Annotated in this window: 11 protein-coding genes; all 11 read right to left on the bottom strand. The window is 69.8% G+C overall.

The genetic code is table 11. From position 1 onward, the window contains the following. Nucleotides 1-35: 35 nt before the first annotated feature. Entirely contained in the window at nucleotides 36-971 is a 936-nt protein-coding gene (locus AD72_RS10320) for a hydroxymethylglutaryl-CoA lyase (RefSeq protein ID WP_031466231.1), read from the bottom strand. Beyond that, nucleotides 971-1,753, bottom strand: a complete 783-nt coding sequence (locus tag AD72_RS10325) for an enoyl-CoA hydratase/isomerase family protein (RefSeq protein ID WP_031466232.1) — start codon at nucleotides 1,751-1,753, stop codon at nucleotides 971-973. Before AD72_RS10325 ends, AD72_RS10320 begins: the two co-directional genes overlap by 1 nt. Then, nucleotides 1,754-2,986, bottom strand: coding sequence for a CaiB/BaiF CoA transferase family protein (locus tag AD72_RS10330; RefSeq protein ID WP_031466233.1), 1,233 nt, complete (start codon nucleotides 2,984-2,986; stop codon nucleotides 1,754-1,756). It lies immediately after the preceding gene. Beyond that, nucleotides 2,983-5,136: a hydantoinase B/oxoprolinase family protein gene (locus AD72_RS10335; RefSeq protein ID WP_031466234.1), complete on the bottom strand. Its 2,154-nt coding sequence runs from the start codon at nucleotides 5,134-5,136 to the stop codon at nucleotides 2,983-2,985. Before AD72_RS10335 ends, AD72_RS10330 begins: the two co-directional genes overlap by 4 nt. Before the next feature lie 24 nt (nucleotides 5,137-5,160). After that, nucleotides 5,161-7,215 carry a hydantoinase/oxoprolinase family protein gene (locus AD72_RS10340; protein ID WP_031466235.1) on the bottom strand — a complete coding sequence of 685 codons (2,055 nt, stop codon included), beginning with the start codon at nucleotides 7,213-7,215 and terminating at the stop codon, nucleotides 5,161-5,163. Between the two features lie 38 nt (nucleotides 7,216-7,253). After that, entirely contained in the window at nucleotides 7,254-8,528 is a 1,275-nt protein-coding gene (locus AD72_RS10345; protein ID WP_031466236.1) for a hydroxymethylglutaryl-CoA reductase, degradative, read from the bottom strand. Nucleotides 8,529-8,618: 90 nt separating this feature from the next. Beyond that, the gene (locus tag AD72_RS10350) at nucleotides 8,619-10,562 is read right to left on the bottom strand and encodes a helix-turn-helix domain-containing protein (RefSeq protein ID WP_082468849.1); all 1,944 of its coding nucleotides are present in this window, start codon (nucleotides 10,560-10,562) and stop codon (nucleotides 8,619-8,621) included. A 44-nt stretch (nucleotides 10,563-10,606) separates the two neighbouring features. Beyond that, complete coding sequence (locus tag AD72_RS10355; RefSeq protein ID WP_037345322.1) at nucleotides 10,607-11,326, bottom strand: SRPBCC family protein; 720 nt, start codon at nucleotides 11,324-11,326, stop codon at nucleotides 10,607-10,609. A 10-nt stretch (nucleotides 11,327-11,336) separates the two neighbouring features. Continuing rightward, on the bottom strand, nucleotides 11,337-11,813 hold the full coding sequence (locus tag AD72_RS10360) for a (2Fe-2S)-binding protein (protein WP_031466239.1): 477 nt from the start codon (nucleotides 11,811-11,813) through the stop codon (nucleotides 11,337-11,339). Next, nucleotides 11,806-12,642 carry an FAD binding domain-containing protein gene (locus tag AD72_RS10365; RefSeq protein WP_031466240.1) on the bottom strand — a complete coding sequence of 279 codons (837 nt, stop codon included), beginning with the start codon at nucleotides 12,640-12,642 and terminating at the stop codon, nucleotides 11,806-11,808. The genes AD72_RS10360 and AD72_RS10365 overlap by 8 nt, the downstream gene beginning before the upstream one ends. Next, complete coding sequence (locus AD72_RS10370; protein ID WP_031466241.1) at nucleotides 12,639-15,008, bottom strand: xanthine dehydrogenase family protein molybdopterin-binding subunit; 2,370 nt, start codon at nucleotides 15,006-15,008, stop codon at nucleotides 12,639-12,641. The genes AD72_RS10365 and AD72_RS10370 overlap by 4 nt, the downstream gene beginning before the upstream one ends. Between the last annotated feature and the right edge of the window lie 50 nt (nucleotides 15,009-15,058).

Genomic DNA, 15,058 nt, shown 5'->3' on the forward strand with positions numbered 1-15,058 from the left:
GCTGCCGAGCCGAGGTCAGGCAAACGCGGAGATCGCTACCGCGACCGGCTCAACGCGCGGGCGGCCCGGGACGGATTCGGCCGGCCGAGGTGCCCGGCCAGCCATTCGCCGGTGCGTACCAGGGCATCGAGGTCGATTCCGGTGTCGTAGCCGAGCCCGCGCAGCATCCACACCAGGTCTTCGGTGGCGAGATTGCCGGTCGCGCTCTTCGCGAACGGGCAACCACCGACCCCGCCGACCGAGCTGTCGAATTCCCGCACCCCGGCCTGCAGTCCGGCGTGCACATTGGCCAGCGCCTGACCGTAGGTGTCATGGCAGTGCAGGGCGAGCTCCGAGGTGGCGATACCCGCCGCACGTAGCGCCTCGACCACCGCCTTGACGTGTCCCGGGGTCGCGGCACCGATCGTGTCGCCGAGGCTCAGGCGTGCGCAGCCCTGTTCGTGCAGCCACCGCGCCACGGCCACGACGCGATCGGGCGAGACCGGTCCCTCCCATGGATCGCCGAAGCACATGGAGATGTAGCCGCGCACCGGCATGTCCCGCTGCCGGGCCTCGGCGACCACGGGCGCCAGCGCCGTCAGCACCTCGTCCACGCCACGCCCGAGATTGCGCCGCGCGAAGGTTTCGGTGGCACTGGCGAACACCGCGATCTCCCGCGCCCCTGCCGCCACCGCACGGCGCATTCCACGTTCATTGGGCACCAGAACGGGATGGCGTGCGGAGCCACCGAGCTCGATCCCGGCGAGGACTTCAGCTGCGTCGCCGAGCTGCGGCACCCAGCGCGGGGACACGAAGCTCGTCGCCTCGACCTGCCGCAGCCCGGCGGCGACAAGGCGCCGGACGAGTTCGATCTTGGTGCCGGCGCCCAACGTGGCCTGCTCGGCCTGCAGTCCATCCCGCGGGCCGACCTCGTAGACGGCCACGCTCTCCGGTAACCCCGGTTCGGGCACCGCCATCGGCAGTCCGGTCATCATCGCTGCTGCCCGCGCGAAGGGAACACCGGCGACCGTTTCTCCCGGAACGCCGCGAGCCCTTCGACGGCGTCCGCGGAGGTGAACGCGCGCTGTCCGTAAAGCGCTTCGCTGTGGAACGCCTCCTCCGGTGGCAGATTCGCCAGCCGCAGCACCGATTCCTTGATGGTGGCCAGCGCGGTTGCGCTCAGCCCGGCAAGACGTTCGGCCCAGGCGAGAGCGGTCGGCAGCAGCTCCTCCGCGGGGACCACCTCGTTCAGCAGGCCGTAGCCGAGTGCCTCGCGAGCGCCGATGCGTTCGGCGAGCAGCAGCAGTCGCATCGCCCAGGCGTACGGAATCTGGCGGGTGAGCCGCACCAGGGTTCCGCCGGCCGGAACCACTCCGACGGCGGGTTCGGGGAGCTGGAATTCGGCGTGCTCACAAGCGATCCGCAGATCGCAGGAGAGCAGGATCTCGAAACCGCCGCCCAGGCACAGCCCGTTCACCGCACCGATGACCGGCTTGTACAGCTCGGTGTGCTTCTGATGCGCCCCGTCCCAGTGCGAGATGTCGAACCGCCCCTCGGCAAGGGCCGGGATGGACTCGCCGAGATCCGCGCCGACGCAGAACGCGCGATCGCCGCGCCCGGTCAGCACCGCCGCCGCGATGGCCGGATCCTCGCGCACCTCCGCGAAGGCCGCGGCCAGTTCCTCGTACATCGCCAGGGTCAGCGCGTTGAGCTTGTCCGGACGGTCGAAGCGGATGATCCCGACGGCTCCCTCGCGTTCGAGGCTGATGCTCATTCACACCACCCCCGATCCGCGCAGCTCCGTGATCTCGTCCTCGCCCAGGCCCGCCATACTGCGCAACAGCAGATCGGTGTGCTCGCCGACCGTGGGCGCGAGCCCGCGCGGATTCGCCGGTGTGGCACCGAGATGGACCGGCTGGCCGAACATCTCGAGAGTGCCGAACCCCGGGTATTCCACGTCCACGATCATGTCCCGTGCCTGGATGTGCGGATCGTTGACCACATCCCCGATATCCTTGATCGCGGTGAGCGGAACCTGCTCTCCGGCGAGCTCTTCCAGTTCGGCCCGGGTTCGCCCGGCCATCCACCGGTGCAGCAGTGGCCGGACCCGGCGCTCGTAGATCTCCGGATCGAATCGTTTGGCCATCGTGTCGATCTCGGGATCCTCGGTGACCTCGGGCTCGCCGAACATGGCCGCGGTGAGCCGCCAGAACTTGTCCGTATAACCGCCGAAGAACACGTACCCGTCCTTGCACGGGTACAGCTCGTAGGGCCGGACGAACGGATGCGCGTTGCCGAGGGGTTCGGCGACCGTGCCGTCCACGGTGTAGGACACGACGGCGCTCTCGGTGAGCGACAGCACCGAATCCTGCTGGGCGACGTCGACGAGCTGGCCCTCTCCGGTGCGTTCGGCGTGCCGGAGTGCTGCCAGGGTGCCGATCACGGCGTACATGGTCGCCGCGAGATCGCCGATGATGGTGCCCACCCGCATCGGCGCCTCGCCCGGATTCCCGTTCATCGACCAGAGCCCGCCCGCGGCCTGCGCGGTGTTGTCGAACGCGGGGCGGCGCCGGTACGGACCGGTCTGCCCGAACCCGGAGATCGCGGTGTACACCAGCCGCGGGTTGACCTCGCGCAGTTCGGCATGGCCGAGGCCGAGTTTGTCCATGGTTCCCGGCCGGAAGTTCTCCACGAGCACGTCGGCCCGTTCCACGAGGGTGCGCAGGAGCTCCTTGCCGCGTGGTGCGCCGAGATCGAGGGTGAGCCCGAGCTTGTTGCGGTTGTACTGGGCGAAGAACGCGCTGAACCGGTCACCGTCCGCGGATTCCAGGAACGGCGGGAAATCCCGCGCGTAGTCCGGCTCTGTGGGACGTTCTATCTTGATGACGGTCGCACCGAGATCGGCCAGCATCATCGAGCAGAACGGACCGGCGACGACGCGGGTGATGTCCAGGACGACGACCCCGGCCAGTGGTCCCCTGGTGCCTTCGCTCGCGGCCGGGCTCATCGCGTTTCCCCTTCGGCTACCCGGATCCGGGTTTCGAGCAGGGTTCCGCAGCTCGGGCTGATCAGTTCCTCGAGCAGGACCGCGGGTTCGCTTTCCCGCGCACGCACCCGGACCCCGAGCTCGCCGAGGCGCTGCGCGGCGACGCTGGTGCGGGTGAGCACATCGGCCCGCCAGTCCTCCCCGGTACTCAGTCGCGCTCCGCTCGCCGGGCAGTACCACCCCTGCGTGTCCCTGCGCGGCGCCGAGCTGTCCGCCCTGGCCTCGGCCCCGACCGGTCGCGCGGGCTGCCCGCCGAGCCGTTCGGCGCGCAGTGCGGCCCGCCGCCGTTCGGTCGCCGCGCCATCCACGGCGCCGTCGGCCAGTTCGACGCCGTACACCCCGGCCGCGGCGGACTCGGTCACGTATCCGTCGGCGACATCCCTGGCGACCAGGGCGGGTTCGCGCAACAGCGGATCACCGTAACCACCGCCCCCGGCGACCCACTGGACGAACACATCCCCTGCGCCGATCGTGATCCCCTGCTGGTTGATCTCAAGTAGTTCCCGGTCCGCGCTGTGCAGTGCGTCCTCGCTCGGCACGATCCCCTCTTCGATCAGCCGGTCGACATTGCTCGCCCGCCAGACCGCGTGTCCGCTGCCGCCTCCGGAGTATCCGCCACCGAACCCGTCCGCGACCACCTGCGCGTTGGGGGCGAAAACGGTCTGGGTGACCTCGCTGGCTCCATGCAGGGTCCAGGCGAACTCGTGACCGTGGCCGCCGCGGTGCGCGCCATGCCCGACGCTCGCGGCGTTGAGCCGCTTCCACAGATACAGCACCGGATACAGCATCTCGTTCATCTCGACATCCGGCAGCGCATTGTTGACCTGGGTCATCATTCCGCCGCAGTCGAGCCCATCGGCCACCGGCTGCGCCCCGGTGCCCATTCCGCCACCGTCCATGTTGAACAGTACGAAGTACTCACCGTCGTCCCGGGTTCCCGCGGAGATGCCGCCGGTCCAGGAATCCGCCCACACGCCTTGGGTTCGCGCGCGGATCAGTTCGCTGCCACTGGTGCGCGCCGCCTCGTTGAGCAGCTTGGTGACCAGCCGGCTGACCCGGGCCCCGGTGGTGAGGTGGCCGTTGCTGATCGGGGCCGGAGGTTCGGGATTGACCAGGGAACCGCGTTCGGCGAGGACGGTGCATGCCGTCATGACCCCCTCGTTGAACGGCACATCCCAGGCGAGGATCGGGACGAGCGCACTGGCCACGCTGCCGATCAGGGTGCCGTAACTGAGGTTGATGAACCCGTCGGTCTGCGGGCTGGACCCGGTGAAGTCCATCGTGACCTGGTCACCGGATTTCGTCATCGTGCAGTGCACCCGGTAGAGCTCGTTGACGTGGCCGTTGTGCTCGGTCCACTCGTCGGCGGTATAGACGCCGTCGGCCAGCAGCGCGATCCGTTCCCGCACCACCCTCTCGGCGATCTCGAAGTTGACCCGGGTGTGATCGCGGAACTGCTCGAGCCCGAATTCCCCGACCGTGCCGCACAACCGGCGGATCCCGGTGTTGTTGCTGGCCACCAGGCTGCGCACGTCGTTCCAGAACAGCGTGGGGACACGCACGTTGTTCAGCAGCACGCGGCGGACCCATTCGACGGGCTTGCCGCGCTCGAACACCTTCACCCCCGGCGGGAGACGCAGCGCCTCGCTGTAGCAGTCGTAGGCGCCCGGGGCGAACCCGCCAGGGGTCATCCCGCCGACGTCGACGAGGTGGGCCTGTGACTGGGCCCAGCCGATGAGTTCCTCGCCGTAGAAGATCGGCGAGATCACGTTGGTGTCCGGTGGATGCGCCGAACCGGCGGTGTGCGGATCGTTGCAGATGAAGGCATCTCCGGGATACAGCGGCTCGCCCGCGATCTCGGCGACCAGGTTCTGCACCGCGACGCTGCCGGATCCGATGTGGAACTGCACGAAGTCCGAATAGGAGTAGATCTTGCCTTCGGGGTCGAACAGCGCGGTGTTGAAGTCGCCGGATTCGGTGATCACCGGCGACCCCGAGGACCGGATCATCGCGCTGCCCATCTCCTCGACGATGGAATCCAGGCGCATCCGGAGCACTTCGAGGGTGACCGGGTCGTATCCGGCGGGGACGTAGGAGGAGTTCGTGGTCATGGGGATCTCCTTGGGAGTCGGGGGTCAGGCGGCGTTCAACGTGATGCGGAAGTGCCCGCCGTCGACCACTTCCACGACCGCCCCCGCGGGCACGTAGACGGTGGTGTCCGGCTCCTCGAGCAAACAGGGCCCCTGTGCCTTCCCCAGTGCTCCGAACCCGCGATGCACCTCGATCGCGCGCCGCTGCCCACTCACAGGATCGACGCAGTCCCGCCGTTCGGCACCGTGCCGTTCGTCCGCGCCACCGTTGTCGGTGATCTGCTGCGCCTCGGTGCGCCCGATCGCCTTGACCCGCGAGTTGACCAGCAGGATCTCGGCCTCGGTCCACGCGGTACCCGCGCCGAACTCGGCCTCGTAATCCTCGATGAACCGGCGGCGCAACAGGTCCTTGTCCGCATCGCCGAAACTCTTGCTCGGCAGGCGCGTGGTGACCTCGAAGATCTGGCCGAGGAACTTCATGTCCGCCTCGCGGTAGAGTTCGCGCCGTCCGTCGGGCACCCCTTCGGTTTCGAACCACTCCTGTGCGCGGGCCTCGAGGGCGGCGAACTCCTTTTCCAGTTCCGCCGCCGGTTCCGCGAACGTCCACGGGGTGGTCTGCACCGCGGAGAACACCGAATCGGCGTGCATCAGCCCGTAGGCGGAGAACACCGCGGCGTTGCGCGGGATCACGACCTCGGCCACCCCGATCTCGGCCGCGATCGCCGCCGCGAACAGGCCGCAGGCTCCGCCGAATCCGATCAGGGTGAACTCGCGGGGATCGTGTCCCCGGTTGACCGTGATCTTGCGGACCGCGTTGGCCATCTGCGAGACGGCGAGCCGGTAGACCCCGTGCGCGGCCGCGTCGGTGCCGGTGCCCAGCGGCTCGGCGAGATGGCGGTGCACCGCTTGGCGGGCCTCGGCTTCGGAGAGGGTGACGGTGCCCCCGAGGTAGTAGTCGGGATTGAGCAGACCGAGCACCAGCGCGGCATCGGTGACGGCGGGACGCTCCCCGCCCTTGCCGTAACAGGCGGGCCCGGGAACCGAACCGGCACTGTGCGGCCCGACGCGCATCACCCCGCGCCCGTCGATCCAGGCCAGGCTGCCCCCGCCGGCGCCGATCGTCTCGATGTCGACGGCGGTGAGACTGGTGGGCAGGCCGCCGATCTCGGCGCGGGGCAGCACCCGGAACTCGTCGTCGATGATCGCGGCCGCGTCCAGGCTCGTCCCGCCCATGTCCGCGGTGAGCACGCGCGAGCGCCCCAGCTGCTTGCCGAGCAGCCGGGCCCCGGTCACCCCGCCGACCGGACCGGAGTTGAACATCGCGATGGGTGCCTTGCTGGTTTCCTCCACCGACAGAAAACCGCCGTGCACCTGCATGATCTGCACCCTGGTGCGCAGCCCGCGCCCGGCGAGTTCGGCGGCGAGCTGATCGAAGTGCCGCGCCACGATCGGCTTGACCGCCGCGTCGAGCGTGGTCGTCACCATCCGCTCGTACTCCCGGTACACCGGGGTCAGCGCGCTGGAGAGCGTGTACGGCAGGCCGGGGTGGTGGGTTTCGAGGTACTTGCCGATCTCCTGCTCGTGCTGGGGATTGCGGAACGACCACAGCAGACAGACCGCGAGCGATTCGGCGCCCGCCTCGAGCACCCGCCGCACGGCCTGTTCCAGGGCTTCGGCGCTCAGCGGTACCAGGACCTCGCCACGGGAATCGATGCGTTCGGCGACTTCGACGATGCGGTTGCGGTCGATGATCTCCGGTGGCGGTGCCATGCGATGCGGATCGCGTTCCTCGTCCCGCGCGGACCGGGCGATGCGCAAGGTGTCCCGGAAACCCTGTGTGGTCAGCAGGCCCACGCCCGCGTACTTCTGCTCGTCCACGGCATTGGTGACGATCGTGTTCCCGAGCACGAATCGGTCGATGCGCGGGTAGAACTCGTCTCCGCCATCGCCGAGCCGGTCCTCGAGGACGGCGAGCGCGTCGAGGATGCCGCTGGTGACATCCGGTGTCGAGAAGGCCTTGCCGCGCACGGCACGGCCATCGTGAATGGCGACGGCGTCGGTGAACGTGCCGCCCACATCGATTCCCACGTGCAGGGTCATGGTTGCTGCGTCTCCTTTGACGTCTTCGGTACGGCGGATCAGTGCCCGGCCGAGCGGAGTTCGGCGAGTACCTGTTCGGCCCGTTCGGTTCGAACGGCCCGGTCGGCGATCAGGCGGTGCACCACGACAGGGATCTCCTCGGCCGTGGCTCCCGCGGACACCGCGATGTTGCGCGCGTGCAGTGACATGTGCCCGCGCTGGATGCCTTCGGTGGCCAGGGCGCGCAGCGCGGCGAAGTTCTGCGCGAGACCGACGGCGGTGACGATCTCGGCGAGCCCGGCCGCGGTGGTCACCCCGAGCAGCCCCACCGCCGCGCGCGCCGCCGGGTGCACCGTGGTGGCCCCGCCGACCAGGCCCACCGGCATCGGGAGTTCGAGGGTGCCGACCAGATCGCCGTCGCGGTCGATCTCGAAGTGCGAAAGGGCGCTGTATCGCCCGTCCGCGCCGATCGCGTGCGAGTGCGCGCCCGCCTCCACCGCACGGGTGTCGTTGCCGGTGGCCAGCACGACGGCGGTGATCCCGTTCATGATCCCCTTGTTGTGCGTGGCCGCGCGGTAGGGATCGGCCTCGGCGAGCGCACCGGCGTGCACGATGTCGTCCACCACCTCCGCTCCGCCGAGCGCCTCGGCGGCGAACACCGCCCTGGCGCGGGCCAGGCGCAGATCGGCCTTGTTGGTGAGGATGCGCAGCAGCACCCGGCCACCGGCGATCTCCCCGATCCGGCCGGCCACCGCCTCGGCCATCGTGTTCACGGCGTTCGCGCCCATCGCATCGCGCACATCGACGACCAGATGCACCAGCACATAACTGCCGCCGCGCCCGGGCACCGTGCGCACCCGCAGCTCGCGCACCCCACCGCCGAGGGAGACCAGCCGCGGGTCCTGTTCGTCGGCCAGGCCGATCAGTTCCGCCGCGGCCTCGTGCAGCCGCGCCCTGGCACCTTCCGGATCCGCGACATCCAGCACCTGGACCTGGGCCTGCATGATCGGGGACGTGCTGCTGGTGTGGAAACCGCCCCGTTCACGGGCGATCCGCGCGGCGTTGCTGGCCGCGGCGACCACCGAGGGTTCCTCGGTGACCATGGGCACCAGCACATCGGCACCGTTGACGGTGAAGTTCGTGGCCACCCCGACCGGCATGGCGAACGTGCCGACCACGTTCTCGATCATGTGATCGGCCTGGTCGAGGCTCAGCCCACCCGTGGCGAGCGCGTCCAGCGAGTCCGGGGCGAGCTGCGCGTGCTCGGCGAGTGCGGCGCGCCGCCCGGCCGGGGAAACATCGCGAAACCCGGGAATCCTGCTCTGTGTCGTCACCCGCTACCTCCGCTGCCTTTGATTGGCAGCAACCATAAGCGGACATCGGACGGGGCAACACGGGCAAATCACACATACTCGTGCGGCCGGCTACGTGTAATCCGTCGCCCCGGCCAGGGTATGCAGGCGAACCGCGACGGAAATCCGGAACAGCGACTCGGGTTCCCGCCACGCCGCACCGAGCAATGAACCGATCCGTTCGAGACGCTGGTTGACCGTGTTGATGTGCAGATGCAGCACCCGCGCCGTCCGACTGGGACTCGCCTGCGCGTCGACGAACGCGCCCAGGGTGGTGAACAGGTCCGTGCCCCGTTCGGTGTCCCAGCCGAGCACCGGTCCGATGGTCGCCTCGATGAACCCGGACAGGTCCGCGCCACCGGCCCCGAACATCGCCAGATACGGTTCGTAGGCCCGCGCATCCACGACTCCATCGGCGGTGTTCAGCGTGCGCACCACCCGCACGCACCGGCGGGCCGTTTCGAAGGACCGCCCCAGTTCCTCCGCCGAACCGGCGAGCGGACCGGCGACCGCCAGCACCGGGCCCCGCTGGACCGCGCGGACGGCCTTACCGGCCGCGCGCGCCACCGCGACCGGATCACTGCCCGGGGCGAGCAGCGCCAGCAGGCCATCGCGCTCACCGGCCAGCCCGCCGGGCGCCGACCTGCGCAGCGCCTCGGTGGCCGCTCCCCTGCCGTCCGCGGGCACATCCAGCACGACCACCGACCGTAGCTCGTCCAGCCGCACATCCCGGGCCCGCGCCCGCAACAGCAGCTCGGCCCAGCGATGCTGATCGGCGCGCAGCACATCGGCGAGCAGCTCACCGCGCACCCGGTCCTCCGCGGCCGCCACCGCCTCCTGCTGGACCGCCACGAGGGAGGCGATCTGCGCGGCTCGTTCGATCGTGCGCCGCTCCACCTCGCGAAGCTCCAGTTCCCCGTATCCGACGAGCACCGCCCCGAGGAAGGTCCGCCCGGCCACGACGGCGACCGCGACCTCGGGCCCCGGTTGCCGTCCATCGACGAACACGCACCGCGCGGACAACCGGCTCACTTCGATCGCATCCCGCACACCCGGCCACAACGCCCCGTGCACGTCCGCGTACCGCACTTCGCTTCCCGCCGGTTCCTGCGCGACGGGAGCCAGCTCGCGGTCGAGGATCACCACGGGCCGCCCCAAAGCCTTGCCCAGTGTTTCCGCGACCCCGCTCGCACTGCCGCCGGTCAGCACGACGGCGGTGAGGTCCTCGTGCACCGCACTCGCCCGTTCCATCGCCGTCACATTGCTGACCAGCACGGAGTTGGCCCGTTCCACCTCCTGCGCCGCGACCCGCGCCTGCTCGAGGAGGCTCGTCGTCTGCAGCACCACCGCCGCGTGATCGGCGAACGCGCTCAGCAGGGCCACCTCGTCCGGAGTGAACTCGTGCGCACTGCGGTTCGCCGCGAACAGCACCCCGAGCACCCGGTCACCGGCCACCAGCGGCACCCCGAGCAGCGCCACCAGCCCCTCGTCCGCCACCGCCGCGTCGATTCCCTGATCGTGCGGGACCGAATGGTTCGCGTGGTACACCGAGGTCCACTGTGGACACCGGGTGCGCACCACCTGGCTCGCGACACCCATTCCCGGCGGCACCCGCAGCTCCCGGAACGAGGACGCCACCGTCCCCAGGGTGGTGCGCACCCGCAGTTCATCGGAATCCTCGTGGAACTCCGAAAGGTAGGTCACGTCCGTGCCCATCAGGGCATGCGCCCGCTCCACCAGGCGGTGCAACAGGGCATCGGTGTCCCGCAGCTCGGCCAGTTCCCGCGCACTGGAGAACAGCGCGGAGAGCTCGTGGCCCCGGCGGCGCAGCCGGGCCAGCAGCGAACGCAGCGCGCGCAGCCGATCCACCAGCACCGGTTCGCCCGGCAGTTCGGCCGCCAGCCGCTCGAACGCGCGCACGGCCTCGTCCTCGGATTCCGCGGCCACCGCGTCGAGCAGCTCCACCACGCGCGGTGCCGAGAGCATCACATTGGGTTCCTCGGCGTTGTTCGTCACGTCGCAAGGATGCCCCGCCCGCGGCGCGGCGGCACTCTGGCCGCTCAGCGCAGCGGCGAACTCCCGGACGGCCAGTACTGCCCGGGACCGGATTCCGCCCGGGCGAGCAGGCCGAGGATCCGCCGGTCCCTCGTCCGGCGAAGCCGCCCGGTCAGCCAGGTCAGCAGCACTCCGGAGGCGAAGGCGCCGATCCCCGGCAGGGCACGTTTGAGCAGCGGCGCGACCATGGTGAGCGCGTCGAGTTCACGGTCCCCGGCCCGGGGCATGGTCGGCGGGGTGGCCGGAACCGTCGCGCCCGCCTGGGGTTCTCCGGCCGGAGCCGGGCCGAGCAGATTTTCCAGGTTGGCGGCGAACTGGGCGATGAGGCGGGAGCTGACATCGGCCATGGCGCTGCGGCCGAACTGGGCGAGCTTGCCGGTGATCCGCAGCTCGGTGTGCACGTGTACCCGAGTCCGGTCCGCGGATTCCTCGGCGAGCCGCACGGTGACGGTGGCCGAGGCGGAGCCCTTTCCGCTCTGTTCCTTGCCCTGAGCCTCCAGTACCAGGCGAAGGGCGTCCCGGTCGCGTTCGGCGAACGTCGCGATTCCCGAGTAGGAGACCCGGATCGGGCCGACCTTGACCGCGACGGTTCCCGCATAGGAGTTCTCGTCGTGTGGTTCGACGGTGGCCCCGGGAAGGCACGGCGCGATCCGGGGCACATCGGTCAGCACCGACCACGCCTGCCCGGCACCGGTCGGTACGGTGAATTCGTCGGTGAATTCCACGAACTGCTCCTTACTCGGATTCGATGCCTTCGGCGATGGCGGACCGGACCGCGCGGATGATGCCGTTGTACCCGGTGCAGCGGCAGATGTTCCCGGACAGCGCCACGCAGGCCTCCTCCCGGGTGAGCACCTGCCTGCGACGGGCGAGGTCGTAGCAGGAAAGGACCATGCCGGGGGTACAGAATCCGCATTGCAGCGCGCCTTCCCGGGAAAACGCCGCGCGGATCCGTTCGGCATCGGGATCGTCCAGGCCTTCGATGGTCACCACCTCGCTGCCCGGACAGGATGCCGCCAGGGTGAGACAGGACCGCACCGGCAGTTCGTCGAGGAGCACGGTGCAGGCCCCGCAGACACCTTGTTCGCAGCCGAGATGGGTTCCGGTGAGGCCGAAGGTGTCCCGCAACAGGTCGGCGAGGGTCGTGCGCGCGGGCACCGTTGCGGTGCGGACCCGCCCGTTGACCGTGAGCTCCACGGTGATCTCAGACATCGGCTCCGTCTCCTCGTACCGTCTCGCCCAGCGCCGTCTCGAGCGCGCGCCGCACGGCCACCGCGTGCCGTTGCCGCTCGTATCCCTCGCTGCCGGTGTCGGTCCCGACCGCCTCGGCGAGCCGGTCCAGCGCGATCGGCCCGCCCGCGAGGACGGCCTCGGTCTCGGGCAGCCGGACGGGAACATCCCGGGCGGCACCGAGCCAGATCTCGGTTTCCCCGGGACGGACGAGGGTGATGGCCAGTGATTCGGCGAACTCGCCCGGTTTGCGGGCCAGCTTGATCATGCCCCACCGGGTGTCGGCGCGCAGCCGGGGAACCTCGACGGCGGTGATCAGCTCGTCCTCGGCCAGCGCGGTGGTGAAGAACCCGAGCAGCAGTTCCCGCACCGGAATGCGCCGGTTTCCGCGGTTCGAGCGGACCTGGACCGCGGCGCCGAGCGCGGAGAGGACGGCGGGCCACTCCGCGCTGGAATCGGAATGCGCGAGGCTTCCGGCGATCGTGCCGCGATTGCGCACCGCGCGGTAGCCGATCCCGGCCGCCGCATGGGAAAGCAGTCCGCGAGCAGGATCGGGAACGAGTCCGTCCTCGATCATCATGTGCGTGGTGACCGCCCCGTAGCGGACGCCGCTTTCCTCCTCATCGAACCGGCGCAGGGCACGGATTCCGGTGATGTCGATCAGATGCGCGGGTGCGGCGAGCCGCATGTTCAGGATCGGCAACAGGCTCTGCCCGCCACCGAGCACCTTCGCCTCGTCCAGTTCCCCGAGCAGCCCCACCGCCTCCTCGACGGAATCCGGTCGGTGGTAGGCGAATTCGGCCGGTTTCATCCCGCGACACCCGCCGTGCGCGGCTCGGCGGCGGCCTGCATGCACGCCCACACGCGCCGCGGGGTCATCGGCGTCTCGCTGATCGATGCCCCGGTCTCCCGCAGCGCATCGGTGATGGCGTTGCCGATCGCGGCGGGCGGGGCGATCGCGCCACCCTCACCCGCGCCCTTCATGCCGAACACCGTGTTCGGCGAGGGAGTTTCCAGGTGGCCGATCCTGATCTCCGGTACCTCGCAGGCGCCGGGAAGCAGATAGTCCAGGAAACTCGTGGATTTCGGTTGCCCTTCCGGGTCGTATTCCAGTTCCTCCAGCAGCGCGGTGCCGATGCCCTGGGCGATGCCGCCGATGATCTGCCCGTCCACCACCTGCGGGTTCACCACGGTGCCGCAGTCCTCCACGATCCCGTAGTCGAGCAACCGCACATCCCCGGTGTCCAGATCGACATCCACGACCACGGCGTGGGTGGCGTAGGTGAACGCCCCGGTCTGCACCTCGGGCCGGTAGTAATGGGTGACCTCGAGTCCGGGTGCGACACCGGGCACGTGATCCGGGGTGAACAGGAATTCCTTGGCCAGCCGGGAAAACTCGATCGAACCCGTTCTGCCGTGCACCGCACCGTCCCGCAGTTCCAGTTCCCCGGCCGGTTCGCCGAGCAGCACCGCACCGATCTCGAGGACCTTGCCGGCCAGCTCACGGGCCGCGCCGAAGGTCGCACCGCCGGCCATCACCATCGATCGCGAGGCGAAGGTGCCGTCGCCGCGCGGGGTCCGGTCGGTGTCCCCGTGCATCACGGTGATCCGCTCGACGTCCACGTCGAAGACCTCGCTGACCACCTGCGCCAGGGTGGTCTCCGAACTCTGCCCGTGACTCTTGATCCCGACGGCGAGGGTGAACGTCCCGGTCGAATCCATTGCCAGGCGGGCACTTTCCGTGCCGATCGTGATCGCCAGGCCCCGGGATGCCCATTCGATACAGCCGTGCGCGGTCTGTTCGGTGAACGAGCCGTAGCCGATACCGATCCGGTGCCGGGCGGAACGTGGAATCGCCCGCTGGCGTTCCCGCCACTGCTCGTGACCGATCAGCGTCGCGACCCTGCGGACCGCCTCGGCGTAATCCCCGCTGTCGTAGACCTTTCCGGCGACCGAGCGATACGGCATCTGCGCGGGCGCCACCATATTGCGCAGCCGCATGTCCTTCGGCTCGATCCCGAGTTCGTGCGCGAGATCGTCGATGGTCCGCTCGATCGCGAAGCACGCACCGGGGCGCGCCACGCCGCGATAGGGACCGGACGGGGTCTTGTTACTGGCCAGGCTCCGGGTCCGGAATCGGTAGTTGTCCAGGTGATAAGGGCCTGGGATCATCGCCGAGGACATCGTGGCGTCCATCGTCGCGGTCCACGGATGGACCGAGTAGGCGCCGCTGTTCACCAGGATCTCCGCGTCCACCCCGAGCAGTTCGCCGTCGGCCGCGGCATGCGCGGTGATCCGGTAGTGGTGATCGCGCGCCTGAGTGGAGGCGACCATGCCCTCCCAGCGGTCCTCGATCCACCGGATCGGATACGCGCACCGCAGCGCGATCGCGGCCAGCGTGATCTCCTCCGGATAGACCGAGCACTTGGCGCCGAAGCCACCGCCCATGTCCGGGGCGATCACCCGGACCCGGCGCCCCTCGATACCGAGCTGCAGCGCGATCATGTCCCGGATCATGTGCGGGGTCTGGGTCGAGGACCACACGGTGAGCTGATCGGCCGAGCGGTCGTAGTAGGCCGCGACGCCGCGCGGTTCCAGGGGAACCACGGCCTGCCGGTGCATCGTGTACTCGCGGGTGATCGACACCGCGGCCGCGCGCGCCGCCGCGTCCACATCGCCGACGGCACCGCCGGTGGTGGCGAAGACGTTGTCCGGCCAGTCCTCGTGCACCAGAGTCCGCGCCGCCAGCGCGTCGGAGAACTCGACGACCGCGGTCAACGGTTCGATATCCACGGCGATCCCGGCCGCGAGATCCTCCGCCTCGGCCCGGGACGGTGCGATCGCCAGCGCGATCGGTTCCCCAACGTAACGCACCTTGTCCCTGGCCAGATTCGGCAACGGCGCCTCGCGGAACCCGTCCAGGGTGGAGGTCGCGGTCAACGGCTGCGCCAGCGGTGCGAGCTCGGTCGCGGTCCACACGCTCCCCGGTTCTGCATCGGCGGGCGGCGCCACCGCCGACAACCGGCCGTGCGGCACCTCGCTGCGCAGGAAGGCCACCTCGCGCAGGCCCGGCAGGCGCAGATCCGCAAGGAACGAACCGTTTCCGGACAGGTGCCGGGCGTCCTCTCGGCGCGGGACACGGGCACCGATTCCGTGCCGCCGGTGAGTGCTCCTCATCGAGACTCCTTCCCTGCCGCGTACGGGTCGCCCGAACGACTGGTTTGTCC

It is taken from the genome of Sciscionella sediminilitoris (assembly GCF_000737195.2).
Taxonomy (GTDB): Bacteria; Actinomycetota; Actinomycetes; order Mycobacteriales; family Pseudonocardiaceae; genus Sciscionella; species Sciscionella sediminilitoris.

Bases quoted from the DNA above. Each gene is read 5' to 3' on its own strand.
- AD72_RS10320 (WP_031466231.1), bottom strand. From the start codon at position 971: ATGACCGGACTGCCGATGGCGGTGCCCGAACCGGGGTTACCGGAGAGC.
- AD72_RS10325 (WP_031466232.1), bottom strand. From the start codon at position 1,753: ATGAGCATCAGCCTCGAACGCGAGGGAGCCGTCGGGATCATCCGCTTC.
- AD72_RS10330 (WP_031466233.1), bottom strand. From the start codon at position 2,986: ATGAGCCCGGCCGCGAGCGAAGGCACCAGGGGACCACTGGCCGGGGTC.
- AD72_RS10335 (WP_031466234.1), bottom strand. From the start codon at position 5,136: ATGACCACGAACTCCTCCTACGTCCCCGCCGGATACGACCCGGTCACC.
- AD72_RS10340 (WP_031466235.1), bottom strand. From the start codon at position 7,215: ATGACCCTGCACGTGGGAATCGATGTGGGCGGCACGTTCACCGACGCC.
- AD72_RS10360 (WP_031466239.1), bottom strand. From the start codon at position 11,813: ATGTCTGAGATCACCGTGGAGCTCACGGTCAACGGGCGGGTCCGCACC.
- AD72_RS10365 (WP_031466240.1), bottom strand. From the start codon at position 12,642: ATGAAACCGGCCGAATTCGCCTACCACCGACCGGATTCCGTCGAGGAG.
- AD72_RS10370 (WP_031466241.1), bottom strand. From the start codon at position 15,008: ATGAGGAGCACTCACCGGCGGCACGGAATCGGTGCCCGTGTCCCGCGC.